This is a genomic window from Pseudoalteromonas sp. SG45-3, from assembly GCF_014164075.1.
Classification (GTDB): domain Bacteria; phylum Pseudomonadota; class Gammaproteobacteria; order Enterobacterales; family Alteromonadaceae; genus Pseudoalteromonas; species Pseudoalteromonas distincta.
Window position 1 is genome coordinate 69,679 of record NZ_JACJEN010000009.1, and the last position, 24,361, is coordinate 94,039.

Consider the following 24,361-nt stretch of genomic DNA (forward strand, 5'->3'; position numbering starts at 1 on the left):
CCATTATGAATAAAACAATAAAAACAATCGCAGTAATTGGTGGCGGCACAGCAGGATGGTTGAGCGCTGCAATTATAGCTTCGTATCACCAAGGTAAAAATGGTGATGGCTTAAAAGTGATGTTGGTTGAATCGTCAGATATTCCAACAATTGGTGTAGGTGAAGGTACCTGGCCCACGATGAAAAACACACTTCAGCAAATAGGTTTGCGTGAAGTTGATGTATTTAAAGCCTGTAACGCTACCTTTAAGCAAGGTGGTAAATTTGTAAATTGGACGCACGGCAACAACGACTTTTACTACCATCCATTTACTGTACCGCTAGGCTACGGCCGCATAGATTTAGCCCCTTATTTAGATAATGTTGAAGACTTTGCACAGCAAACTAATTTTCAACATGATATTTGCGAAGCAAGCTTAGCCCCAAGAGGTATAGCGCAAGGTGAATATCAAGGTAACTGTAATTACGCTTATCACTTAGATGCCGGCGCTTTTGCAGAAATGCTTAAACAACATTGTAAAAGTAAGCTTGGTGTAGAGCATATTATTGGTACTGTTGATCAGGTAAAACTTGATGACGATGGTGCAATAAATGAGCTTACTCTAAAAGATCAAACCCGCATTATAAGCGCCGATTTATTTATAGACTGTACTGGTTTTTCATCATTGTTATTAGGCCAAGCGCTCAACGTACCGTTTAAAAAAATGGACCACGTGCTATTTAACGACAGCGCACTGGCGATGCAAGTCCCTTACGATGAAAACGATGACTCCTTAGCCAGCCATACCATAGCAACAGCGCAAAACGCTGGATGGATTTGGGATATAGGTTTAACGCATCGCCGTGGTGTAGGGCATGTATATTCAAGCAAATTTTTATCAGACGATGAAGCAGAGCAAAACTTACGAAACTATTTAGGCGATGCAGCAAACGGTTTAACTGCCCGTAAAATTAGCTTTGAGTCGGGCTACCGTGAGAAGTTTTGGCATAAAAACTGTGTTGCAGTGGGTATGTCAGCAGGGTTTGTAGAGCCGCTTGAAGCAACCGCTATTATGCTTGTTGAAATTTCAGCACGCTTTGTAGCAGAGCACATGCCAGCAGATACACAAGTAATGCCTATAGTAGCTAAACGCTTTAACGAGCAGATGGATTACCGCTGGCAGCGTATTATCGACTTTTTAAAGCTGCATTACATGCTAACCAAGCGCCCAGAACCTTACTGGCAAGCACATGTACAGCCCAATACTATTCCACAAACCCTGCAAGAAGATTTACTTCTTTGGGGAAGCCGTGGCCCGCTTATTCAAGATTTTCATGGCGCATTAGAGTTATTCCCAGCCGCCAGCTACCAGTACGTTTTATATGGTATGGGCTTCAAACCAGACTTTACTAAACAGGCTTATTTGTATTCACAAGACGCGCAAGCCAAACAAATAATTGAACGTAACAGCCAGCTTACACAGCAGATGTTGCAAACTTTGCCGTCACACCGCGCTTATATTGAGCAGTGGTTAGCGGCTAACCCAGTTTAAGGATGTGTAACTATGGCTATTAGTGAACTAGTAAACACCAAACACCAAACATTAAAAATTAACCCTAATGCAGGTGTTGAATATGCAAAAACGCAGCATTTAGTTAATTTAAGAGCTAACGAAGTGGCAAAAGCAGCCTGCGACTTACCTATTTTTTTAGCACGTAATACACAAAATGGTAGTTATACCGTATCAGCGTTAACCAGCTTTAGTGCAGGTCAAAGTTTATTGGTTAATAACAACCAATGGCAGGCACTTTACACACCGGTATGTATACAAACTCACCCTCTTTATTTAATGACCCGTGAAGCAAATAGCAGCGACTACTTTATTGCGATTGATGATCAAAGCTCAGCCGTAAATACGCAGCAAGGCGAGGCACTATTTGATGCTAAAGGTAAGCCAAGCTTATTTTTAAATTCACAGCAAAAGCTACTTGAGAGCGATTTAAAAAATGATTATCAAACGTATCAATTTACCCAAGAAGTAGCGCGCTTAGGGCTTATTAAAAACATAGATATTGTATTGCAGTTTGAACAAGGCGAAACCCAAACTATTCAAGGTTTGAGCACCGTTGATGAAGACAAACTGCAAACTTTAGATAGCGATACCGTTGCAAACTTACACAAGCAAGGTTACCTAAGTGTGCTTAACAGTATGCTTATTTCACTGTTTCAGTTAAATGCATTGGTAAAGCTGCACAACCAACGTCCCGAACTTATGCCTTTAAAGCAAATTAAGTTAGAACTAAGTCGAGATGCGCACGCGCTGTAGCGTGCACTTTTTTATTACACAGACATTGCGCGTAACGCGTAGGAGACACACACATGTCAGATAACATTTTACAGCTGGTGGTTTTTGTTTTTGTCACCGCTTTAATTGGTGGCCTTACTTATTGGAAATGCCGAGGCCAAAATCGTAATAACGGACAAAGCCAAACCAAAGAGTATTTTTTAGCGGGCGGTGGCCTTACTTGGATGTTTGTTGCAGGTTCAATAACACTTACTAACTTAAGTACCGACCAACTAGTGGGTATGAATGGTAACCAAATGGCTTTGCTTGTTTGGTGGGAGCTTGCGGCGATTATTGGCTTAATTATTTTAGCCAAAGTGTTTATTCCTGTTTATTATAAATACAACTGTACAACGACCACAGAGCTTTTAGAAAAGCGCTATAACAACAAACATATTCGCGCTGTTATTGGGGGATTATTCTTTTTAGGTAATGCACTTATTTACATGCCAGCGGTAATTTACTCAGGTGCGCTGTTTATGCAAACCATGTTTAAGGTTGATATTCCGCTAATGTATATTGCCACCGCATTTGCCATTGTAGGTGCTATTTATGCGTTTTTTGGTGGTCTACGTGCAGTTGCAGTGTCTGATACTTATAACGGCTTACTGGTACTGGGTATGGCTGTTTTAGTGGTGTTTTTAGCACTAAATGCGATTGATTATGACTTTACGGGTATTCCTGAGGAGCGCTTAACACTCATCGGCGATGCTGATTCACCTATTCCATGGCCAACACTTTTAACCGGTATGATCTTTATTCAAATGTATTACTGGGGTACTAACCAAACAATTACGCAACGAGCCATGGCTGCTCCTAATGTTAAAGAAGCGCAAAAAGGTATATTTGCCGCAGCGGGAATTCGTTTTTTAATCGTCCCTGCCATTGTGGTATTACCGGGTATTATTTCGTTTAAACTTTACGGCGATATTGGCGACGCTGCTTATGGTCGAATTGTAGGTGATGTAATGCCAGCATGGTTAACCGGTGTGTTTGCAGCGGCAATGGCAGCCGCTGTACTCTCTACTTACAACAGCTTATTAAATTCAGCTACAGCACTATACGTGTGTGACATTCACGAAGCTTACTTTAATAAAGAGCCAAGTGTTGTAAAGCTAAGTGGTTACGTAACATTGCTACTAACAAGCTTAACACTGGTACTTGTACCAATTTACCAGCAAGCCGACAGTATTATTAACTTACTACAGCAATTAAACGGCTTATTAAGTATGCCTATATTCTCAATTTTTGTAGTGGGCTTATTATTTAAAAATGTTGATGCACGTGCAGGTATTGCAGCAGTAATTTTAGGTGTTGTAATGTACGGCATGCTTACGTTTGCAAACTCACCACTACATACTGACATTCATTACATTCATTTAATGCCAATTACACTGATTGTATGTGTAGCTTTTGCATTGATAGTAAATAAAGTGGTATTTGGTTTGAATGCGCAGTGGGCAGGTAAAACACCAGCACTTGATGACGCAGGACAAGTACAAGTACAAAAATAGATTGTAAATAGTTTAAGCTGACAAAATCGGTCATGGGGCAACTCTGGCCGATTTTTTATATATATTAAAAGCAATAACAGAGCTTTAAAGTAAAGGTTAGTTTAATACCTTTTATTACAGTGGTACTTCCAGTGAGTTTATCTGACTATTTGCGATGTAAAGACTATCAAAACCTAATTTGTATGATATATACTATTATTATTGAGTGTCACCATCTGATAGATTGTGGCTCAAGCAAAGAGATACATTTAGTAAATAGTGTAGCTTACTAATTTTCGTTATATTTATAACTCACACAATGAACAAGAGGATAGGAAAATCATGGCCGACACTAAATCATTTTATCGATTAGACAGTGTAAACAGCACCGTTATTTTCGACTGCCAGAGCAAAACACCGGCGTTACTGTACTTTGGTAAACGCCTATCTGAGCAAACAACAGAAACAATGCTAACTCAGCTTGCTACGCGTCAAGAAGTAAAATGTGCCGTGGTTGAAGAAGCGCCTATTTCTCTATCTCCACTACTCGGTGAGGGCTTTACTGGTGCGCCAGGGCTTGAGCTAGTAAACGACTCAATCGCATGGTCAGTAGGGCCAGAGCTTCAAGAAGTGCGTCAGCCTTCAGCCGCAACACTTGAATTTGTAAGCGTAGATAAGCTTCGTGGTATTGAAGTAGTGCACAGCATTACACTTGATAAAAACACTGATGTACTAAGCGCACATACTGTATTAACTAATTTAGGTGACTCACCACTGGGCGTTAATTTTTGCGCAGCACCAACATTTCAGCTACCAGATAGCGTAAGCAAAATAGTGAGCTTTGAAGGTCGTTGGTCAAATGAATTTCAACGTCAATCGGTTGATTTAGTTTTAGGTAGTTTTGTTCGCGAAAACCGTAAAGGCAAAACATCACACGATGTATTTCCTGGTTTATTAGTGCATAACGAAAATGCAGGCGAGCAACACGGCGAATGTTACGGCTTTCATTTAGGGTGGAGTGGTAACAATAAACTACGCGCAGAGCTTTTAGCTGAAGGTCGTCGTTATGTACAAATGGGTGAGCTATTACTTCCTGGTGAGCTTATGCTTGCTAAAGGTCAAACATATCAAAGCCCGAGCATTTATGGCTCGTTTTCGAGTGAAGGTTTTAGTGCGCTTTCTCGTAATTTTCATCGTTTTGTTAAAGCTAATTTACTTAGCCAAGCACAGCGTGAAAAAACACGTCCTGTGCATTACAACACATGGGAAGGCATATACTTTGATCACGACGTAGACACGCTTAAGCAGCTAGCCGACAAAGTAGCGCCGTTAGGTATTGAGCGTTTTGTACTTGATGATGGTTGGTTTAAAGGCCGCCGTGGCGATAACGCTGGTTTAGGTGATTGGACAGTAGATTACAAAATTTACCCCGATGGTTTATCACCCGTTATAGATCATGTGAATAGCTTAGGTATGGAGTTTGGTATTTGGTTTGAACCAGAAATGGTCAACCCAGATAGTGATTTATACCGCGCGCATCCTGATTGGGTTTTAGGCTCCCAAAACAACGAACAGTTAAGCTTTAGAAATCAGCTAGTACTTGATTTAACGCGCTCTGAGGTTGTTGAGTACCTATACAAAGCCATCGACGATATTTTAGTTGAATACCCAACTATTAAGTACATTAAATGGGATATGAACCGCGATATTAACCATGCGGGTAATTTTGATGGTAAGCCAGCAGTGCACCAGCAAACATTAGCACTTTATCGTTTAATTGACCGTATTAAAGCGGCGCACCCAGGGCTTGAAATAGAAAGCTGTTCGTCAGGTGGTGCACGTGTAGATTACGGCGTACTTGCACACACAGACCGTGTATGGACGTCAGATTCAAACGATGCGCTTGATCGCCTTGAAATACAGCGTGGATGTTCGTTCTTTTTCCCATCGTCGGTTATGGGTGCACACGTAGGGCCACGCGATTGTCATATCACAGGGCGTAATGTAAGTATTGAAATGCGTGCTGCGGTATCAATGTTTGGCCACATGGGCATTGAAATGGACCCACGTGAGCTGACCGATCACGAATACAATGCACTTAAAGCGGCAATAGCACTACACAAAGAGCATCGTGAGTTTATTCATGCTGCCGATTTATACCGCCTAGATAGCGACGATTTATCAATTAACTTTGGTTTAATTGATGCGCAAAAAACAAAAGCGTTATTTGCCTATAACAGCGTTCGCGAAACACCGCGTACAGCGCCTAATAAGCTTCGTTTTGTTGGCCTAGATGCCGATGCGCAGTACACACTTAATTTAGTGTGGCCGGTAAAATTTGAAGAGTATCGCCCATCTTCTATTGCTGCGGTAAATGGTCAAACATTTACAGGTGAAGCGCTAATGCAGTTTGGTTTACAAATGCCAATTTCATTCCCGCAAACATCGCTTATATTTGAGCTTAATAAAGCTTAAATTTAACTAAGAGCAGTAAAGGGCGAAAATCGCTTTTATGCTGCTCTATTGAGATATCAGAAGTCAGCTCTATATTGTTTAGAGCTGACTTTTTTATATCCTTAGTAAGCTAATTTAGTAAATTAACTTAGTAAACTCAAAAATATCGAAAATAGAGTGGTTACGCTTGCGCGTAATTTTGCTTATTACCCAACCAACGTTGAATTAGCGGGTCAACAACCTCTGGGTGTTGCTTAAGCATTTGCTGTGCAATCGGTCTAACTTGGTTGAGGATGTGCTTATCGCGGGTAAGATCGGCAATTTTAAACTCGGCTAACCCTGTTTGTTTTGTACCGAGTACTTCACCAGGGCCACGAATTTCTAAATCGCGCTCTGCTATCACAAAGCCATCGTTACTATCGCGTAGTACACCTAATCGCTTTTGAGCGGTATGAGACAGTGGTGCGTGGTATAAAAGCACGCAATGCGATGCAGTAGCGCCACGGCCAACTCGCCCACGTAACTGATGCAGCTGTGCTAAGCCTAAGCGCTCAGGGTTTTCTATAATGATTAAGCTCGCATTAGGGACATCTACACCAACTTCAATAACCGTCGTGGCAACTAAAACATGTATATTACCTGCCTTAAACTCGCTCATAATGGCTTGTTTTTCAGCTGATTTCATTCGCCCATGTACTAAGCCTACGTTTAGCTCTGGTAATGCTTCTTTTAACTGCAGTGCGCTGTCCTCCGCTGCTTGGCATTGCAGTACTTCAGATTCATCAATAAGTGTACACACCCAATAAACTTGGCGGCCTTGCTCGTTACACGCTAATTTAACGCGGGCAATAATATCGTCTCTGCGAGTATCAGGAAGTGCCACTGTTGTGATTGGCGTACGCCCAGGTGGCAGCTCGTCAATCACAGAGGTTTCTAAGTCGGCATAGGCGGTCATGGCGAGTGTACGTGGAATGGGTGTTGCGGTCATGACTAGTTGATGAGGGTAACAATCACCAAACTTACCTTTTTCACGCAGTGATAAACGCTGGTGGACACCAAAGCGGTGTTGCTCGTCAATAACGATAAGCACTAAGTTATTAAACTTAACTTCATCTTGAAATAAAGCGTGAGTACCTACAATCATTTGCGCTTCACCAGAGGCTATTTTTTCAAGTGTTGCTACGCGCTCTTTGCCTTTTGTTTTACCGCCAAGCCAAGCAACTGTTATACCTAGTTGATTAAACCACGTTGTAAAATTAACACCATGTTGCTCTGATAAAATTTCAGTAGGAGCCATTAAAGCGACTTGAAAGCCCTGCGCAATGGCTGTTAGTGCACTAAGTGCTGCTACTAGGGTTTTACCAGAGCCTACATCGCCTTGTACTAAACGCATCATGGGATACGCGTGTTGCATGTCACCTTTAATCTCAGCAACTACGCGGCTTTGCGCATTTGTGGGTGCAAAAGGAAGTTGCTCTAAAAATTGGCTTTCTAATGTGTTTACCGGATTTAATGCCACGGCTTTAACTTGTTGCCCTTGCTCTCGCACTTTTAATAAGCTGAGGTTTTGAGCAAGTAACTCCTCAAATACAAGGCGCTGTTGAGCAGGGTGAGTACCTTGCTCTAATGCAGCTACATCAACATTATTTGGTGGGCGGTGCAGTAATAATAGGGCGTCACTTAGCGGCATATTTGATGGCTGCCACTGTGAAGGCAGTAGTTCTTCTACTGAGTATTTATTTAGTAAATCAATAGCCTGTTCGCTTAAAGCTCTAATCGATAGTTGCTTTAAGCCTTCGGTTGTTGAATAAACGGGCGTTAATGTTGTCGCTACCGGCTGCTCGTTAGAGGTATCGCTGATGCTGTATTCAGGATGACTCATTTCAAAGCCAACACGGCCACGGCGCACTTCACCAAAACAACGTATTATTTTACCAGCGCTAAATGCGTTTTTTTGTGCAGCGGTAAAATTAAAAAATCGTAGTGTTAGCCTGCCAGTACCATCATTGATTTGGCAAACAAGCATGCGCCTTTTTCCAAACGTGATTTGGCTTGTTTCAATTGTTGCTTCAACACTCACGTGGCTATGTAGTGACAACTCATTAATCGCGTATAAGCGAGTGCGATCTTCATAGCGAAGTGGCAAATGAAAAAGCATATCTTGCACAGTTAAAATACCTAGCTTTAACAAACGCTCAGCCATTTTTGGGCCGACCCCTTTGAGCTCTGTAATTGGGTATTGATTTAAGCTAGGTTTAGACAAATTATATCAATCTTATTATTTGTGAATAAGTTAAGTGTACTTACAGAGCTTTAGTCCATCAAGTATGTTTTAAAGCTTGCCAAAATTGCTCGTCAGCGACTATTTCGCCGTTTTCATCAAGTGCAGGATAAGGTAATTTTTTTTGTTTACACTGCCTTGCGATAATAGGGTGGCAGCCTTCAAAGTAAAGTGGATGTTTAACTTCGGCGCTCAACATATCTCTATTATATAAACCAGCCAGCTCGCGTTGGCGCTGTGCTTCAAACAATATTAGCGCAGCAGCAACTGAAACATTTAGTGATTGCACCATGCCTTGCATTGGAATAATAATATTTTGATCGGCATATTCTAGGGCTTTTTCTGATATCCCTGTTTTTTCTTGTCCAACAATAATAGCCGTTGGCTTGGTGTAATCTACTTCTCTAAAATCAACGGCATCTTCTGATAAGTGAGTTGCTAATATTTGTATTTCTGGATTGCGTTCACGCATTGCAGTAACAGCATCATCAATATTTCTATGTAAGTGCGTCTCTAGCCAGTTTTTACTGCCGCCTGAGGTGTTATTAGTTAGCCATTTTTGCTTTTCAGGCCATACAGCATGTACGTGATGACAACCAACCGCATCAGCACTTCGTACTATTGCAGATAAGTTATGGTGTTTGTGCACGTCTTCTAAGCACACGGTTAAGTCTGTTTGACGGCGCGAAAGTACGTCTTCGATTCTTTGGTAGCGAGTTTGCTGCATGGTTATCCTCTTTTTTCGGCAATTATACGAGATTTTTGCAGTTAAGGCATTACCGTACGGCTAATTGGATTTTGTAGAGAAATAAGAGTTTCTGTTGACTGAATAGCTTCTATTGCCTGTATTTTATTAATCAGCACATCTTGTAAGTGATCAATGGACTTTGTCATTACCTTTATAAATATACTGTAGTTACCTGTTGTGTAATAAGCCTCTACCACTTCCTCCAATGCTTCTAGCTTTATAAGTGTTTGTGGGTAATCACGTGCGTTATTTAAATTAATACCTATAAAGCAACACACATCGTAGCCTAGCTGTTTAGTATTAATCGTTAATTGGGTGCCTGTAATGATCCCTGCTTGCTTCATTTTTTCAATTCTTACGTGAATTGTCCCAGCGCTTACATTAAATCTTTTTGCTAATTCGGCGTACGCAGTACGGGCATTTTCCATTAATGCATGAAGTATCTGTTTATCGAGATTATCGATTAAATAATTTTCCATTATATTTTTCTCATAAAATTATCGAATATATGATTTTTATACCACTTAATTGATGGTTTTAATATGTTAAAGCTATTTTTATTATGGGATATTGAATTAATTCATCAAATCGTTACATTAACCTCATTAAAGGCGCTCATTAGGGCGCTTTTTATCAATTAAGCAAGTAACAATAACTGGGAATGAGGCCAATTATTATGAGTTCACACTATGTGCAGCAACAGCAGCAAATAAGTAAAGTTAAGCAATTTTTTTCACAGCAACTAGAAACCCAACTTGGGCTGGTTGAGGTTCAAGCCCCTATTTTGGCTAAAGTAGGTGACGGCACGCAAGATAACTTAAGCGGCCATGAAAACGCAGTTGCTGTAAATGTAAAAGCGATTACAGATAGCCGCTACGAAGTGGTGCATTCATTGGCTAAGTGGAAACGTAAAACACTCGCAACTTATGGCTTTGGTGTTGGTGAGGGTATTTACACTCAAATGAAAGCTTTGCGCCCAGATGAAGATTCATTAAGTCCTATTCATTCTGTATATGTAGATCAATGGGATTGGGAAAAAGTAATTAACGAAACCACAGAGCGTTCGCTGGCAACACTAAAGCAAACTGTTCAATCTATTTATAAAGGGATAAAAGAGACGGAAGCTTTTGTAAGAGAGTCTTATGGTTTGACGCCTTTTTTACCGGACGACATTAAGTTTGTGCACAGTGAAGAGCTACGTAAAATGTACCCTGACTTTAGCGCTAAACAGCGCGAAAAAGCCATTGCACAAGAATATGGTGCTGTATTTTTAATTGGTATTGGTGGCGTGCTTGGAGATGGCAAAATCCATGATGTAAGAGCCCCAGATTACGATGATTGGTCTACGCCAACGTGCGATCAATATATGGGTTTAAATGGTGATATTTTAGTATGGAACCCAGTACTTGAAGACGCATTTGAAATTTCATCAATGGGTATACGTGTAAGTCCTGAGGTTTTAAAAGCGCAGTTAAGTACAACTGGAGATGAAGACCGCTTAGAGTTTGATTGGCATAAAGCGCTACTACAAAGTAAATTTCCGCAAACAATTGGCGGTGGAATAGGGCAGTCGCGCTTGGCTATGCTCTTGCTACAAAAGCAGCATATTGGTCAAGTACAAGTGGGTGTATGGCCGCAGCAAACACATGCTGAGGTAAGCGGTTTACTTTAAAATATGAATTAATTTGAGTGCTCAATAGAGCACTCTGTTCTTAGCTTGTTTTAAACTCTATTTCAATTTTGTTATTCAAAAGTTTAACGTTGCACGGAGGGTAATTGCGGATTGTTTTGAGTACTTTATCAAAAATATGAATCTCTACACCTGAATGCAAAACAGAATTTACCGCTAAATTAGCGTCGTTAAGTAAATCGTGTAAGTCGTGATCTAAGTTTGAAAGACGTTTTTCTAATTGCTCTGCCTGCTCACAATAATGCTTTTGAGTAGCACCAATTTTAGTAATTAATAGTTTTTTCTTTTCGGCATCCTTCACTAAATCAGTTTTTTCTAGTGCTGCTTGCAACGTGTCTAGCTGTGCATCTGTTTTAGCTAAGTCTTTAAAGCAATTATCAGTATCAGCGGTTATTTCGGCGCCAGAAGCCGCTAGGTTAATAATCATTTTAGCGCCTGATTCATTCCCTATTTCGCCAGCAATGAGGGTCGTTGCATCGAGTATTTCGCCACCAAATATTTTACCCTTAGGTAAGTCGGATTGACCAACTTGCAGTAAGCGTTTAGCTTTCATTACACAGTGGCTTGTTTGGCGATCAATAAAAATATTATTTGCTTCTAGGTAGCAATACTGTGAATGAGAGACGTGAATATCACCTTGCGCAATAAGCTTACAAGACAGTGATTGTTCGTCGGCTTTTTGATGGCCAATAATGCCTTGTTTAACGGTGATGTTTCCGCCTGCGGTAAGCTCTCCTGATTCAACAGTGCCAAATATAGTAATATCGCCTTTGGCTGTTACTTTCATTCCAGGGTCTATATTGCGGGTAACAATAACACTGCCTTGAAAGTCAATGTGGCCGCTTTTTACGTTTACATCTGAAATGGTAAAAATATCGTCGACACGCATACCATTATTAATTTCAACCGGAACACCTGCAATAGTAGAGACTAGTTCAAGCGGATTTAGCTTTGATATTTCGGTGCCTTCGCCTGCTACTAATTGTTTATTTTCTCCGGGTTTTGCGGGCAGTATGTCACCTATTACGGTGAAGCCTTCTTTACCAGGGGTTGCTGGTTGTTGGCGAATAAGCACAGAGCCTGGCTCTACGCTTGCAAGCTTGCCAAAGTCGCGCATATCCACGCTGCCATCTTCTTTGAGCTTGGGGGTTTTTAAACGGTCTTTTAAAGTCTCTACGGTTGTTATTAGTTTAGTGGCCAAACCATCACTTGGTAGCCTACCTTTAGCTAATACTCCCTTAACGACAGAACCCGCTGTATGCTCAAACTGTTTTTGCAGTAGCAACTCTAAAAATGCTTGCTTATAGCCACGCACAATTCCTGCTTTAACGAGTTGTTTTTTTGCATCTTCTAAACTTAATAATTTTCCGCCTTGGGCAAGGGTTAGCTCGCCAATGGCCAGCATTTTATCGTCGCTAATTGTTACATTTAAAGTGGCATTGTGTTTTGTTGCTACAACCAGAGTGTGTTGTGTGTTTTCGTTTTTAAAAAAATCATTAATAGCGTCATGATCTATTTTGCAGTCGCAAAAAGCTGACTTTTCGAGAGCCTCTAAAATAAATGCAGCGCTGGGAGGAATATGTTCTTTTACATCAAGTAAAACATTTCCATTGTTGGCAAGCTTAAACACGAGTTAATCCTTTTTTACTACTTAAGTTAAGTTTGTTTTTTTAAAACACATCTACAGATTGCTAGAAATTTACATTTGAGTCAAGAAGTCACAGAGAACGAAGTGCTAAGAGGGAAAAAAAGGCTATAGAGAGGCTCTATAGCCTGTAATACTTAATTGGTAGAAGGAAGTTCCATTATTCCATCTATTTCAACTTGTGCACCTTTTGGAAGTGCACGAACACCTAATGCAGCTCTCGCTGGGTAAGGTTGCTTAAAGTATTGGCTCATAACTTCATTTACAGTCGCGAAGTTAGATAAATCAGTTAGATAAATATTTATTTTCACTAAATCTTGAATTTGCCCGCCAGCTTCTTCACATACCGCAGTGATATTTTTAAATACCTGATGCGTTTGCTCACTAAAGTCTTCTGAAATCATTTCCATCGTTTCTGGCACTAATGGAATTTGACCAGATAAATAAACAGCGGTGCCTACTTTAACTGCTTGGCTGTAAGTGCCAATGGCAGCAGGTGCTTTGTCGGTAGAGATAAATGCTTTATTCATGTGTTTCCTATTTTACTTTTTACGATAGACTTTTTGTACATCAGGCATAACGCGAATGCGGCGCATAATGTTAGCAACGTGGATACGGTTTTTAACGGTAACCCCTAAATCTATCACGTATAAATTACTTTCTTTTTCATCGGTGGTTATTTCTACAATATTGGCTTGGGTTGTAGTAACAACATTGGTTAATTTAGCCAGAGCCCCCTGATGATTAATAATTTCAACTCTCAGAGCTGCAATATATTCTTTCTCTGGGTTATCGTCCCATTTTACAACTAAGTATTTAGAGCGCTCATTTTCCCAGCCACGGATGTTTTTACATTCTTGGCGGTGAACGGTCAGGCCCTTACCTTGGCTTACATGAGCTGTAATAGCATCGCCAGGTACAGGTCGGCAACACTTAGAGTAATTAACTAGCATGCCCTCAGTACCAATAATGGTCGCTTTGGCTTGGCTGGTAATATCAGTTAAGTCGTCACTGTCATTTTGTAATAGGCGTTTGGCAATTAACATGCTCATTAGGTTACCAGAGCCAATTTCTACAAGTAATTCAAGAAGCGTTGTTAGTTCGTGCTCCTCAAGTACTCTCGCTATATTTTCATCAGCAATGCTATCTAGTTTGTTTTCACCTAATGCTGAATCAAGTAAGCGGCGCCCTAAAAGCATAGCTTCTTCATGATGCTGGCTTCTAAGGTAGTTACGAACGCCCAAACGCGCTTTACCAGTAACAATAAAGTTTAGCCATGTTGCATTAGGGTGAGCGCCTGAGCTTGTTATTATTTCTATAGTTTGCCCTGTATCTAAGGGCCTACTTAAAGGGTGCGGCTTGCGATTAACGCGAGCGCCTACGCAGGTGTTGCCTACATCTGTATGCACGGCATAAGCAAAATCGACTGCGGTAGCACCCATTGGTAGCTCAACAATACGCCCATCTGGTGTAAATACGTAAATTTCTTCTGGGAATAGCTCAGTTTTTACATTTTCAATAAATTCAAATGATGAACCCGCACTTTGCTGAAGCTCTAATAAGCTCTGCATCCACTGGCGAGCACGTTGCTGCGAAGTATTACCTGCGCCATCACCTGCTTTTTTATACATCCAATGCGCCGCTACACCTTTGTCGGCCATATGATCCATATCATGAGTACGAATTTGAATTTCAACAGGTATACCGTGAGGACCAACTAATGAAGTATGAAGCGATTGGTAACCATTTGTTTTTGGTACTGCAATATAATCTTTAAAGCGTGTTTCAATAGGTTTATAAAGACTATGAGCTACACCTAATACACGATAACACGTATCCATAGAGTCAACTGCAATTCTAAACGCGTAAATATCCATAACTTCGTTAAATAGCAGTTCTTTATTAAGCATTTTTTTATAAATACTATATAAATGTTTTTCACGGCCTGACACAGTTGCTTTAATGCCTGATTCTTCAAGACGTGCTTCTATTTCATGTTGGATATTAGTAATAACTTCTTTGCGATTACCGCGTGCTTTAGCAACTTCCGATTTAAGTGCGCGATGACGCATAGGATATAAAGCTTGAAAACCTAAGTCTTCAAGTTCATTTTTAATATCGTGAATACCTAAGCGGTTTGCAATTGGTGCGTAAATTTCTAGTGTTTCACGCGCTATTCTGCGGCGCTTATCTGGGCGCAATGCGCCTAAAGTACGCATATTGTGTGTTCTATCAGCAAGCTTGATTAAAATGACTCGAATATCCTGAGTCATTGCCATAATCATTTTGCGGTAGTTTTCAGCTTGGAATTCTTTTTTATCTTTAAAGCTAAGCTTATCGAGCTTACTCACACCTTCAACTAGCTCTGCAACAGTTTCGCCAAATATCTCGGCTAAATCTTGTTGACTAAAATCAGTATCTTCAATTACATCATGCATTAGCGCGGCCATGAGCGTTTCATGGTCAAGATGCATGCCTGCAAGAATTTGGGTTACTTCTACTGGGTGCGTTATGTAAGGTTCGCCACTTGAGCGAGTTTGTCCTTCATGGGCCTCTCGGGCTACCACGTAAGATTTTTGAACCAGCTCTACATCAGCAGCGGGCAAGTATTCTGAGATTTTCTTTTTAAGACCTTCAAAAAGATACATTCACACTCCAATGTTCTAGGGCCTGTTGACCTTTCAGGATTAAAATTTGTTCAATCTAGGGGCGATTTAATCGCGGCGCGAGGTTTTTAGCCTAGCGGGCTAAGTAAAAATCGAGCAACAAAGAGTAAAGTGCCCCTAGGCAGAACCCTTTAGGCAGCGCATGTTTTGCATTTATGCTGCGTTATCGCCTATTTATGGGGAATAACCACACTACATAGGCTCTGCCTTGCCTAAATACCAAACATACTACTGCAAATTTAACCTCGAAAGATAAACAGCCCTAGTGAAGCAAATTAGGTAAGCTACGAATATACGATGAAAAGAGAGGATTGCCAACGGCTATAGTAGAAATACTGCGCCGTTGGCTAAATCAGACCGGGAGGTCGATTATTGGTTGCCACCAACAATAGCAGCAACAGCAGCTAATTCAGCTGCTTCTTGGTGTTGTTGTTCTTCACGGTCAATTAAGTCCATTGAAGAGCTATCAACTAAACCTAGTTCAATTTCACGTAAAGCAACTACCGTTGGCTTATCGTTTTCAGGGTCTACTAGTGGAGTTTTACCACCAACAGCAATTTGGCGGGCACGACGAGCCGCAACTAAAATTAAGTCAAAACGATTACCAACTGCATCTACTGCATCTTCAACTGTTACGCGGGCCATCACAGCACTCCAAAAATAATTTAAATCAAAGACGTAGTTTACTGCAAGCAGCCACTTTCGCCAATAGCCAGTGTTCAATTTTTATCAGTTTTACTTGTCTAAGCCTGATTTAAATAGACTTAAATTATTTAAGCAGGCTATTTAGTAAAACTTGATGGCGTTCTTCTTGCGCTTTTAGGGTTAAGCGCTGAGCCATTACAATCATTTCTATGTCGCCAAGCGCGCTCTCAAAGTCATCATTAACAATTACATAGTCGTATTCGTTATAATGTGATGTTTCAGATTGTGCTTTTGCCATACGAGAGGCAATAACCTCAGCTGAATCTTGGCCACGATTATTTAAGCGTTGCTCTAACTCTTCTTTTGAAGGAGGTAGTATAAAAATAGTTTTCACGCTTGGCATTATTTCGCGCACTTGTTGCGCGCCTTGCCAATCAATATCTAAAAACACATCAATACCCGCATCAAGTTGCGACTCAATAGCCTGCTTTGATGTGCCGTAGTAATTATCGAATACTTGAGCCCATTCAAAAAAGTCATCTTTGGCAATAAGCGCTTTAAATTCGTCTGTAGATACAAAGTGATAATGCACGCCATTTTTTTCACCTGGGCGAGGGGCGCGAGTTGTATGTGATACAGATACTTTCATGTCAGCGTGTTTTTTTAATAACGCATTGATTAAGCTTGATTTACCAGCACCTGAAGGGGCTGATAAAATAAATAAGTTACCGCGAGTTTGTGCCATGCTTTTCTCTACCTAAAAATAAACAGGCTTGGATTACAAGTAAACCAAGCCTTTAATTAACTGCATTATACTTTAATTAGCTCACCTTGCTCAAGTTAGGCGTGCTCAAGTGAGCTATGCCCAAGTTGAAGCGGGAGTGTTAGACTTTAAATAAAATTGCAGTTTAAATTTATCAACAGAACTAGCCGCTAGATATAAGTATTTGATAAGGTGAAGTATCACCTAGTAAAGGAGCCTTTATGCTTAATAAAACCTTATTTACCGCACAACAAGTAAGAGACAATGAAGCTTTAGCGGCTAAAAACAGTCATTGTGATTTATTTACACTAATGCAGCGTGCAGGAGAGGCTGTATATAAGCAATGGCAGTTATTTGATGCGCAGCATACATTAGTCATTGTTGGCCATGGTAACAACGCTGGAGACGGTTACGTTGTAGCTAGGCTTATTATGCAATCAGGTAAAAAGGTAACAGTATGCGCTGCTGAACCCGAAAAAACATTAAAAGGTGATGCTGCAAAAGCGCAGCAGCTATGGATAGAAGCGGGTGGGGTGGTTTCTCATTTTACAAAAGATGCTCTTAATGAGTGCGATATCGTTATTGATGCGCTCCTTGGTACTGGGCTTAATAGCGCCGTGCGCGATAATTTTGCGAATATAATTAACGCTGTAAATAACAGTGGTAAGCCCGTAATAAGCATTGATATTCCATCAGGCATTGAAGCAAATACAGGACAGCCTTTAGGGTGCGCAGTACAAGCGACTTCAACCGTTACTTTTGTAGGTATAAAGCAAGGGCTCACAACGACGGCAGGTAAACAATATAGCGGTAAGTTAGTTTTTGATGATTTAGCAATTGGCGATGCGTTTACTAGTATAGCTCAATCATCAGGAACCTTGATAAATATTAATAGCTTTAAAGGAATTGCCACGCGGGCAATCAATAGTCACAAAGGCAGCCATGGCAAGCTTTTATGTGTTGGTGGCAATCAAGGTACTGCAGGTGCAATTAGGTTAAGTAGTGAAGCAGCTCTTAGAACGGGTGCTGGCATGGTAAGGGTGTATACACACGAAAGCTCAATAACGCCTATTAGTATTGGCAGACCAGAGCTTATGGTAAGCAGTAATAACTTACATCAAGCGCTAGAGTGGGCAAGCTGCGTTGTTATTGGCCCAGGGCTTGGGCAAGACGAGTGGGCACAACAAACATTCGATGAAGTAATGCAATATTGCCAAAACAATAAAATGCCATTGGTTATAGATGCAGACGCCCTTAATTTACTGGCTAAGCAAGCTTCATCGTATATGTTAGAGCAATGCGTACTTACGCCACATCCAGGCGAAGCTTCGCGACTGCTAAGTGTTAGTACTAGCGACATAGAATCAGACCGCTTTAATTATGTCCGCCTTTGCGCCAAGCGCTATAACGCGACTTGTGTATTAAAAGGCGCTGGAACATTAATAGATAATGCCCAGCACACGTGGGTGTGTGAAGATGGCAACCCAGCACTGGCAGTTGGCGGCAGTGGCGACGTACTCACTGGTATTATTGGGGCATTACTTGCTCAAGGTTTAACTATTGATGAAGCAGCACGCTATGGTGTAACACTGCACGCTAAAGCCGGTGATATCGCAAGTGAGCGAGATGGACAAAGGGGAATGCTACCCAGTGATTTATTCCCAGTTGTAAGAGAGTTAGTTAATAAAGTGACGTGAGTTTAAGCGTCACTTTATCTCACTGATTATTAAGCTGTAATAAATCCCATTTTGTACCATATAGGTCTTCAAAAACCACTACGGTGCCATAGGGTTCTACTCTAGGCTCTTCGTTAAATGTAACGCCTTTAGAAAGCATTAAATTATAATCTCGCCAGAAATCATTAGTATGCAAAAATAAAAACACGCGACCACCCGTTTGATTACCAATAGCGCTAATTTGTTCGGGCGTTGTGGCTTTAGCAAGCAGTAGATTAGTTCTGCTCGAATTAGCTCCGTTTGAATTTGGAGGTGAAATTAATACCCAACGTTTACTATCACCTAAATCAGTATCCTCTACTAACTCAAAGTTGAGCTTTTGAGTATAAAACTCAATGGCATCGCCGTAGTCCTTAACAACTAATGCAATGCTGCCGATATGCTGTTGAACGTTAGTCATGTTTGGTTTACTCCGTACTATTAAATAAATGTGCTTTTTATCATATTTAGCAAACGATCAAGTAGGGTATATGCCCGCAGTATGTAATATGAATTAACTTACGAGTTCGTCTTCATCATCGGGTGGATCACCTGAGTCTTCTTTGCGTTTTCTTTGTTCTTATTTTGCTTTTTGTACATTTTCGTATGTAGGTGGTGGGATAGGAATAATAGAAATAAGCGGAAAGAATGCTAAAAATAAATAAGCCCCCTTAGACATACTTTTACCCCACGTGACCATTTTGAGCATAGCCCAAACTACGAATGAAAATAACCCAGTCACAAGAGCAACAAAAACAAAGAAGATGAATATTTCGTTATTATTTAATAAATCCATTTAATATAAATCTTAGTTATACGCAACTTAGGTATGGGTATAAATTAAACAATATCAATGATTTTTATTCTAAAAAGCAAAAAACCAGCCGAAGCTGGTTTTTTATATAAGCGAGGTGCTTAAACGGTGATGTTTATCACATCATTCCGCCCATACCACCCATTCCGCCCATGCCACCCATATCAGGTGCACCAGCAGATTCGTCTTTAGGGATTTCAGCTACCATTGCTTCAGTAGTGATCATTAGACCCGCAATAGACCCTGCAAACTGTAGCGCAGAGCGTGTTACTTTAGTTGGATCTAGGATACCCATTTCAATCATGTCGTTGTATTCGCCAGTTGCTGCGTTGTAACCGTAGTTACCATCGCCGCCTTTAACTGCGTTAATTACAACTGATGCTTCGTCGCCTGCGTTAGTTACGATTTGACGAAGTGGTGCTTCCATCGCACGAAGTGCAACTTTAATACCGTGGTTTTGATCTTCGTTGTCGCCAACTAAATCAACTAGCTTGCTAGCAGCACGTACAAGTGCAACACCGCCGCCAGGTACTACGCCTTCTTCAACCGCTGCACGAGTTGCATTTAATGCATCTTCAACGCGGTCTTTTTTCTCTTTCATTTCGATTTCAGTAGCAGCACCTACTTTGATAACTGCAACACCGCCAGCTAGTTTAGCCATGCGCTCTTGAAGTTTTTCTTTATCGTAGTCTGATGTAGCTTCTTCAATTTGTGCTTTAATTTGAGAAACACGACCAGTAATACCCGCTTCTTCGCCAGCACCGTCAATGATAGTTGTATCATCTTTAGTGATAATTACGCGCTTAGCTGTACCTAGGTCTTCAACTGTTGCTTTTTCAAGCTCTAAGCCGATTTCTTCAGAAATAACAGTACCGCCAGTTAATACAGCAATATCTTGTAGCATTGCTTTACGACGATCGCCAAAGCCAGGTGCTTTAACAGCTGATACTTTAACAATACCGCGCATGTTATTAACTACTAATGTAGCTAGTGCTTCGCCTTCAAGGTCTTCTGCAATGATTAGTAGTGGTTTACTTGCTTTAGCAACCGCTTCTAATGTTGGCAATAATTCACGGATGTTAGATATTTTTTTATCTACAAGTAGAATAAATGGGTTATCTAGTTCAACAGTGCCTTTTTCTGGGCTGTTGATAAAGTAAGGAGATAAGTAACCACGGTCAAACTGCATGCCTTCAACAACATCTAGTTCGTTTTCAAGTGATTGACCTTCTTCTACAGTAATAACACCACTGTTGCGGCCTACTTTTTCCATTGCTTGAGCAATGATATTACCAATCTCTTGATCAGAGTTAGCTGAAATAGTACCTACTTGTGCAATTGCTTTAGTATCAGAACAAGGAACAGATAACGCTTTAAGCTCTGCAACAGCAGCAATAACTGCTTTGTCGATGCCGCGCTTAAGATCCATTGGATTCATGCCTGCTGCAACAGCTTTAAGGCCTTCATTAACAATAGACTGTGCAAGTACTGTAGCGGTAGTTGTACCATCGCCGGCTGCATCATTTGCTTTAGATGCAACTTCTTTAACCATTTGTGCGCCCATGTTCTCAAACTTGTCTTCAAGTTCGATTTCTTTTGCTACAGATACACCATCTTTAGTGATAACTGGAGAGCCAAATGATTTGTCTAGTACAACGTTACGGCCTTTAGGACCTAATGTAACTTTTACTGCGTTTGCCAGGATGTTTACGCCAGTTAGCATTTTAGCGCGTGCGTCACCTGCAAAAAGTACTTCTTTTGCTGCCATGTTTTAAATTCCTCTAAATTCTTAAATGTTTATAAACGAAAAGTAGGTTTAGCCTACAATGCCTAAAATATTATCTTCACGCATGATCAGGTACTCTTGACCTTCGATCTTTTCAACTTTTTCAACATATGAGCCAAATAACACAGTGTCACCGGCTTTAACTTCTAACGCTCTCACGTCACCGTTATCTAAAACGCGACCATTACCTACGGCTACAACTTCTCCGCGAGTTGATTTTTCAGCTGCAGAGCCAGTTAATACAATACCGCCAGCAGATTTTGTTTCTTCTTCTAGACGTTTAACGATTACGCGATCTTGTAAAGGACGAATGTTCATGTTTTTTAGTTCTCCTAACAGTTTCTGAACAGTACAGAAAAAAGCTTTTCTAATTTGCATTCATTAATGGGGGTAGAGTGTAAAATTCCAAGAGAAAAAATGATAAATTTTTAATCTTTTCGCTCATATTCGCCATCAATAGTCGTTGGTCGTTCCATTTGCCCTTGCTCTCGTTCAGCATGTTGCTGCCCAGCAAACGGCGATGGCCCTTGTTGCCTACCTGCGCTCATTCTAACAGTTGCTTGGCTAGCAAGGCCTGCGGCCAGTTTGTTACGAATTGCAGGCGTTAATAATAGTAACCCAAACACGTCGGTCATAATGCCAGGAGTAAGTAATAATACCCCTGCAATTACAACGCATATTCCGGTAAATAATTCTTTGGCTGGCATTTGCCCTTGCGCCATTTGCGCTTGTACGTTTTGCAGCGCACCCATACCTTGTGTTTTAACCATTTTGGCACCTAAAATCGCGGTAATAACAACAAGTGCAATTGTTGCAAATCCGCCAATCACATCGCTTACTTGAATCAGTAAGGCGATTTCGATAATAGGGATGATGATAAACAACACAAATAAAAATCTAAACATAGCGCTCTCTAAATAATGACACTCAAAAGAGTTGATGAAATATAAATGAGGGTGACTAGGTCTCTTTTCAAGGTTAGGGCATAGGTATAGTCATTTTACTGATATTTAAGCGTCTACACATTGTATCGGCTATCAGATACTATGAAGCTAGACACTGTCCAATAAGAATAGGTTCATAATGACTACGCATTTTAAAATGATTTTTACGACTTGCAAAGACGAAGCAGAAGCACGCAGCCTAGCAAGGGCGTTGGTAGAAAAAAAGCTAGCAGCTTGTGTAAATATTTTACCTAACATGGGCTCTATTTATATGTGGGAGGGCGAAGTAGCAGAAGCAACTGAAGCCAAGCTACTTATAAAAACAAAAGCAGATAAAATGAACGATGTGTTTTTAACAATAAAAGAGCTACATAGCTACGAAGTGCCAGAGATTCAGGTTGTAGAAGTTTCAACTGGTAATTTGGCGTATTTTAATTGGATGGACGAGGTACTGAATTAATGCGTTTTTTCTTTTTATTGTTGGTTACATTATTAACCGTACCCGTAAAGGCTGCGACTAATAATGTGCTTGGTGATCTACTTGGGCCTCCTCAACAGACTTTTTTACCAGTAGACCAAGCGTTTGTTTTTGATTTTGACCAACAAGGCAGTACCTTGTTTGTAGGTTGGGATATAGCGCCAGACTATTATTTATATAAAAAGAAAATAGAAATTATCGCCAAAGGTGCAAACGTTCAAGTAGGCGACTCTGGCCGTGGCGAAATTATTGAAGATGAATTTTTTGGCAAAACAGAGGTTTTTTTTAATTCCGCGAGTGTTATTAGTAAGCTAAGTAATGTAACCGAAGGCGCCGTGGTTAAGGTTCGTTACCAAGGCTGTGCAAAAGCAGGGCTTTGCTATCCACCAGAAGTAATCAGCATCCCACTTAGTGTTATTAGTGGTGCACAGGTTAAAAATGTAGATCAAAATAGCGCTACCGATGAAGCGGCAACAGCGCAAAGTACATTTGCAGCACTAAACGAGCCAGCTACTGAACCTACAACAAATTCGGATGATACCGAAAAAGAACTTACTTTTACTGAACAATTAGCAAGTCAGGGCTTAATAACTAATTTACTTATATTTTTTGTTGTTGGTGTAGGCCTTGCTTTTACGCCGTGCGTATTCCCTATGTTTCCTATTTTGTCGAGCTTAATTGCGGGTCAGCAAAACCTTTCAACTAAAAAAGCGTTTGCGTTGTCGTTTGTATATATACAAGGTATGGCAGTTACCTATGCAGCGCTTGGTTTAGTTGTTGCGGCGCTTGGTGGGCAAGTGCAGGGGTATTTACAGCATCCATTTGTATTAGTTAGCTTTAGTTTACTATTTGTATTATTGGCTATGTCGATGTTTGGTTGGTACGAAATTAAACTGCCAAGCAGTATGATGAGCAAGCTAACCCAAGTAAGTAACAATCAAAAAGGCGGCAACTACGTTGGCGTATTTTTAATGGGCGTACTGTCGGGGCTAATTGCATCACCGTGTACTACAGCGCCACTGTCGGCGGCGCTCTTATTTGTTGCGCAAAGTGGTGATTACTTAGTAGGTGGTTTAACACTATACGTGCTTAGTTTAGGTATGGGGTTACCACTTTTATTACTTGGTACATCTGGCGGTAAATTGCTGCCTAAAGCAGGTGGTTGGATGGAGCAAGTTAAAACCTTGTTTGGTTTTGTGATGCTCGTTGTGCCGCTTATATTACTTGAGCGACTAGTAAGCGCCGACATTATATTATTAATGGCAGGTGTGCTTGCATTAGCAACGGCACTTTACCTACATCACTGGCAAAGTAGCCAAACACAAAGCAAGTTAAAAACTGCATTATGGTTTGCTGCAACGCTATTAGTTATGACAGGGTTTACGTTAACTAAAAACTACTTTTGGCCAGTACAAGCTGTGCAAGTTAGCTCACAAAGTAATGAGTTTAAAAAGGTGGCGGATTTAGCTGAGCTAAAAGAAGCCGTAGCGCAAGCGAGTAATGAAGGTCGAATGGTTATGGTCGACTTATATGCTGACTGGTGTGTGGCGTGTAAAGAGTTTGAGCATTACACGTTTCCAGATGCCAAAGTGCAAAGTGAATTTAGCCATTATCAGCTAATTCAAGTTGATTTAACAAACAGTGACAATAAAACAATTGAGTTAATGGAAGAGTACACCGTGTTTGGTTTACCTAGTATTTTGTTTTTTAACAGCCAAGGTAAAGAGCTAACTACACAACGTGTAACCGGCTTTTTAAACGCAGAAGATTTTGCTAAACACCTTGCTACAGTGCGCGCCAGCGCACAATAATAGTGCAATAGAGCCACTTGGATATACCAAGTGGCTTACGACTCCCTCCTAGTTCTTCGTTCCCAAAATAGAGATTGGACCAGTATTTTGCTGCTATTTACATC

At 40.7% G+C, this 24,361-nt stretch carries 21 protein-coding genes; 8 read left to right on the plus strand and 13 right to left on the minus strand.

Translation table 11 applies throughout. From position 1 onward, the window contains the following. Positions 1-5 precede the first annotated feature (5 nt). The 4 genes from H5126_RS12145 to H5126_RS12160 all read left to right on the plus strand — a co-directional run bounded on the left by H5126_RS12145 (position 6) and on the right by H5126_RS12160 (position 6,292). Positions 6-1,532, plus strand: coding sequence for a tryptophan halogenase family protein (locus H5126_RS12145; protein WP_182720179.1), 1,527 nt, complete (start codon positions 6-8; stop codon positions 1,530-1,532). Between the two features lie 12 nt (positions 1,533-1,544). After that, positions 1,545-2,306: a SapC family protein gene (locus H5126_RS12150; RefSeq protein ID WP_024594649.1), complete on the plus strand. Its 762-nt coding sequence runs from the start codon at positions 1,545-1,547 to the stop codon at positions 2,304-2,306. A gap of 53 nt (positions 2,307-2,359) precedes the next feature. Continuing rightward, positions 2,360-3,838 carry an SLC5 family protein gene (locus H5126_RS12155; RefSeq protein ID WP_002958818.1) on the plus strand — a complete coding sequence of 493 codons (1,479 nt, stop codon included), beginning with the start codon at positions 2,360-2,362 and terminating at the stop codon, positions 3,836-3,838. A gap of 321 nt (positions 3,839-4,159) precedes the next feature. After that, positions 4,160-6,292 (plus strand): alpha-galactosidase, encoded by a 2,133-nt coding sequence (locus H5126_RS12160; protein ID WP_182720180.1) that lies wholly within the window; start codon positions 4,160-4,162, stop codon positions 6,290-6,292. A gap of 160 nt (positions 6,293-6,452) precedes the next feature. Here H5126_RS12160 and recG read toward each other — a convergent pair whose 3' ends face one another. Genes recG through asnC form a run of 3 tightly spaced genes read right to left on the minus strand, consistent with a single transcriptional unit; the run spans position 6,453 to position 9,779 of the window. Then, positions 6,453-8,534 carry an ATP-dependent DNA helicase RecG gene (gene recG, locus H5126_RS12165; RefSeq protein WP_182712474.1) on the minus strand — a complete coding sequence of 694 codons (2,082 nt, stop codon included), beginning with the start codon at positions 8,532-8,534 and terminating at the stop codon, positions 6,453-6,455. 58 nt (positions 8,535-8,592) lie between these two features. Next, positions 8,593-9,279 carry a tRNA (guanosine(18)-2'-O)-methyltransferase TrmH gene (gene trmH, locus H5126_RS12170; RefSeq protein WP_007580009.1) on the minus strand — a complete coding sequence of 229 codons (687 nt, stop codon included), beginning with the start codon at positions 9,277-9,279 and terminating at the stop codon, positions 8,593-8,595. Positions 9,280-9,320: 41 nt separating this feature from the next. Further along, complete coding sequence (gene asnC, locus H5126_RS12175; RefSeq protein WP_024595831.1) at positions 9,321-9,779, minus strand: transcriptional regulator AsnC; 459 nt, start codon at positions 9,777-9,779, stop codon at positions 9,321-9,323. Positions 9,780-9,976: 197 nt separating this feature from the next. On the opposite strand from asnC, the gene asnA reads away from it, so the two are divergent. Next, positions 9,977-10,972, plus strand: a complete 996-nt coding sequence (gene asnA, locus H5126_RS12180) for an aspartate--ammonia ligase (RefSeq protein ID WP_182720181.1) — start codon at positions 9,977-9,979, stop codon at positions 10,970-10,972. 40 nt (positions 10,973-11,012) lie between these two features. Here asnA and H5126_RS12185 read toward each other — a convergent pair whose 3' ends face one another. The 5 genes from H5126_RS12185 to gmk form a co-directional block, all read right to left on the minus strand. Beyond that, positions 11,013-12,620: a DUF342 domain-containing protein gene (locus tag H5126_RS12185; RefSeq protein WP_024595833.1), complete on the minus strand. Its 1,608-nt coding sequence runs from the start codon at positions 12,618-12,620 to the stop codon at positions 11,013-11,015. Positions 12,621-12,772: 152 nt separating this feature from the next. Beyond that, positions 12,773-13,165 carry a RidA family protein gene (locus H5126_RS12190; protein ID WP_002958826.1) on the minus strand — a complete coding sequence of 131 codons (393 nt, stop codon included), beginning with the start codon at positions 13,163-13,165 and terminating at the stop codon, positions 12,773-12,775. 12 nt (positions 13,166-13,177) lie between these two features. Beyond that, positions 13,178-15,283 carry a bifunctional GTP diphosphokinase/guanosine-3',5'-bis pyrophosphate 3'-pyrophosphohydrolase gene (spoT, locus tag H5126_RS12195; RefSeq protein WP_002958827.1) on the minus strand — a complete coding sequence of 702 codons (2,106 nt, stop codon included), beginning with the start codon at positions 15,281-15,283 and terminating at the stop codon, positions 13,178-13,180. 387 nt (positions 15,284-15,670) lie between these two features. Next, positions 15,671-15,946 carry a DNA-directed RNA polymerase subunit omega gene (gene rpoZ / locus H5126_RS12200; protein ID WP_002958829.1) on the minus strand — a complete coding sequence of 92 codons (276 nt, stop codon included), beginning with the start codon at positions 15,944-15,946 and terminating at the stop codon, positions 15,671-15,673. A 124-nt stretch (positions 15,947-16,070) separates the two neighbouring features. After that, positions 16,071-16,691: a guanylate kinase gene (gmk, locus tag H5126_RS12205; RefSeq protein ID WP_182720182.1), complete on the minus strand. Its 621-nt coding sequence runs from the start codon at positions 16,689-16,691 to the stop codon at positions 16,071-16,073. 239 nt (positions 16,692-16,930) lie between these two features. On the opposite strand from gmk, the gene H5126_RS12210 reads away from it, so the two are divergent. Further along, positions 16,931-18,406 carry an NAD(P)H-hydrate dehydratase gene (locus tag H5126_RS12210; RefSeq protein WP_182720183.1) on the plus strand — a complete coding sequence of 492 codons (1,476 nt, stop codon included), beginning with the start codon at positions 16,931-16,933 and terminating at the stop codon, positions 18,404-18,406. 19 nt (positions 18,407-18,425) lie between these two features. On the opposite strand, the gene H5126_RS12215 is transcribed toward H5126_RS12210, so the two are convergent. The 5 genes from H5126_RS12215 to H5126_RS12235 form a co-directional block, all read right to left on the minus strand. Further along, positions 18,426-18,845, minus strand: a complete 420-nt coding sequence (locus H5126_RS12215; RefSeq protein WP_182720184.1) for a VOC family protein — start codon at positions 18,843-18,845, stop codon at positions 18,426-18,428. A gap of 159 nt (positions 18,846-19,004) precedes the next feature. Next, positions 19,005-19,220, minus strand: coding sequence for a hypothetical protein (locus tag H5126_RS12220; protein WP_182720185.1), 216 nt, complete (start codon positions 19,218-19,220; stop codon positions 19,005-19,007). 136 nt (positions 19,221-19,356) lie between these two features. Continuing rightward, on the minus strand, positions 19,357-21,006 hold the full coding sequence (gene groL / locus H5126_RS12225; RefSeq protein ID WP_002958835.1) for a chaperonin GroEL: 1,650 nt from the start codon (positions 21,004-21,006) through the stop codon (positions 19,357-19,359). A gap of 48 nt (positions 21,007-21,054) precedes the next feature. Further along, a complete protein-coding gene (locus H5126_RS12230) occupies positions 21,055-21,342 on the minus strand; it encodes a co-chaperone GroES (protein WP_002958836.1) in 288 nt (95 codons plus the stop codon). Between the two features lie 110 nt (positions 21,343-21,452). After that, positions 21,453-21,929: an FxsA family protein gene (locus H5126_RS12235; RefSeq protein WP_002958838.1), complete on the minus strand. Its 477-nt coding sequence runs from the start codon at positions 21,927-21,929 to the stop codon at positions 21,453-21,455. A 178-nt stretch (positions 21,930-22,107) separates the two neighbouring features. Here H5126_RS12235 and cutA point away from each other — a divergent pair, with 178 nt between their 5' ends. Both cutA and H5126_RS12245 read left to right on the plus strand, forming a co-directional pair. After that, positions 22,108-22,428 (plus strand): divalent-cation tolerance protein CutA, encoded by a 321-nt coding sequence (gene cutA / locus H5126_RS12240; RefSeq protein ID WP_002958839.1) that lies wholly within the window; start codon positions 22,108-22,110, stop codon positions 22,426-22,428. Beyond that, positions 22,428-24,257 carry a protein-disulfide reductase DsbD gene (locus tag H5126_RS12245; protein ID WP_182720186.1) on the plus strand — a complete coding sequence of 610 codons (1,830 nt, stop codon included), beginning with the start codon at positions 22,428-22,430 and terminating at the stop codon, positions 24,255-24,257. The genes cutA and H5126_RS12245 overlap by 1 nt, the downstream gene beginning before the upstream one ends. Positions 24,258-24,361: the final 104 nt, after the last annotated feature.

Bases quoted from the DNA above. Each gene is read 5' to 3' on its own strand.
- H5126_RS12155 (WP_002958818.1), top strand. From the start codon at position 2,360: ATGTCAGATAACATTTTACAGCTGGTGGTTTTTGTTTTTGTCACCGCT.
- H5126_RS12235 (WP_002958838.1), bottom strand. From the start codon at position 21,929: ATGTTTAGATTTTTATTTGTGTTGTTTATCATCATCCCTATTATCGAA.
- groL (WP_002958835.1), bottom strand. From the start codon at position 21,006: ATGGCAGCAAAAGAAGTACTTTTTGCAGGTGACGCACGCGCTAAAATG.
- rpoZ (WP_002958829.1), bottom strand. From the start codon at position 15,946: ATGGCCCGCGTAACAGTTGAAGATGCAGTAGATGCAGTTGGTAATCGT.
- H5126_RS12215 (WP_182720184.1), bottom strand. From the start codon at position 18,845: ATGACTAACGTTCAACAGCATATCGGCAGCATTGCATTAGTTGTTAAG.
- H5126_RS12190 (WP_002958826.1), bottom strand. From the start codon at position 13,165: ATGAATAAAGCATTTATCTCTACCGACAAAGCACCTGCTGCCATTGGC.
- trmH (WP_007580009.1), bottom strand. From the start codon at position 9,279: ATGCAGCAAACTCGCTACCAAAGAATCGAAGACGTACTTTCGCGCCGT.
- spoT (WP_002958827.1), bottom strand. From the start codon at position 15,283: ATGTATCTTTTTGAAGGTCTTAAAAAGAAAATCTCAGAATACTTGCCC.
- gmk (WP_182720182.1), bottom strand. From the start codon at position 16,691: ATGGCACAAACTCGCGGTAACTTATTTATTTTATCAGCCCCTTCAGGT.
- H5126_RS12230 (WP_002958836.1), bottom strand. From the start codon at position 21,342: ATGAACATTCGTCCTTTACAAGATCGCGTAATCGTTAAACGTCTAGAA.
- H5126_RS12210 (WP_182720183.1), top strand. From the start codon at position 16,931: ATGCTTAATAAAACCTTATTTACCGCACAACAAGTAAGAGACAATGAA.
- H5126_RS12160 (WP_182720180.1), top strand. From the start codon at position 4,160: ATGGCCGACACTAAATCATTTTATCGATTAGACAGTGTAAACAGCACC.
- H5126_RS12145 (WP_182720179.1), top strand. From the start codon at position 6: ATGAATAAAACAATAAAAACAATCGCAGTAATTGGTGGCGGCACAGCA.
- H5126_RS12150 (WP_024594649.1), top strand. From the start codon at position 1,545: ATGGCTATTAGTGAACTAGTAAACACCAAACACCAAACATTAAAAATT.
- cutA (WP_002958839.1), top strand. From the start codon at position 22,108: ATGACTACGCATTTTAAAATGATTTTTACGACTTGCAAAGACGAAGCA.
- asnC (WP_024595831.1), bottom strand. From the start codon at position 9,779: ATGGAAAATTATTTAATCGATAATCTCGATAAACAGATACTTCATGCA.
- asnA (WP_182720181.1), top strand. From the start codon at position 9,977: ATGAGTTCACACTATGTGCAGCAACAGCAGCAAATAAGTAAAGTTAAG.
- H5126_RS12245 (WP_182720186.1), top strand. From the start codon at position 22,428: ATGCGTTTTTTCTTTTTATTGTTGGTTACATTATTAACCGTACCCGTA.
- H5126_RS12220 (WP_182720185.1), bottom strand. From the start codon at position 19,220: ATGGATTTATTAAATAATAACGAAATATTCATCTTCTTTGTTTTTGTT.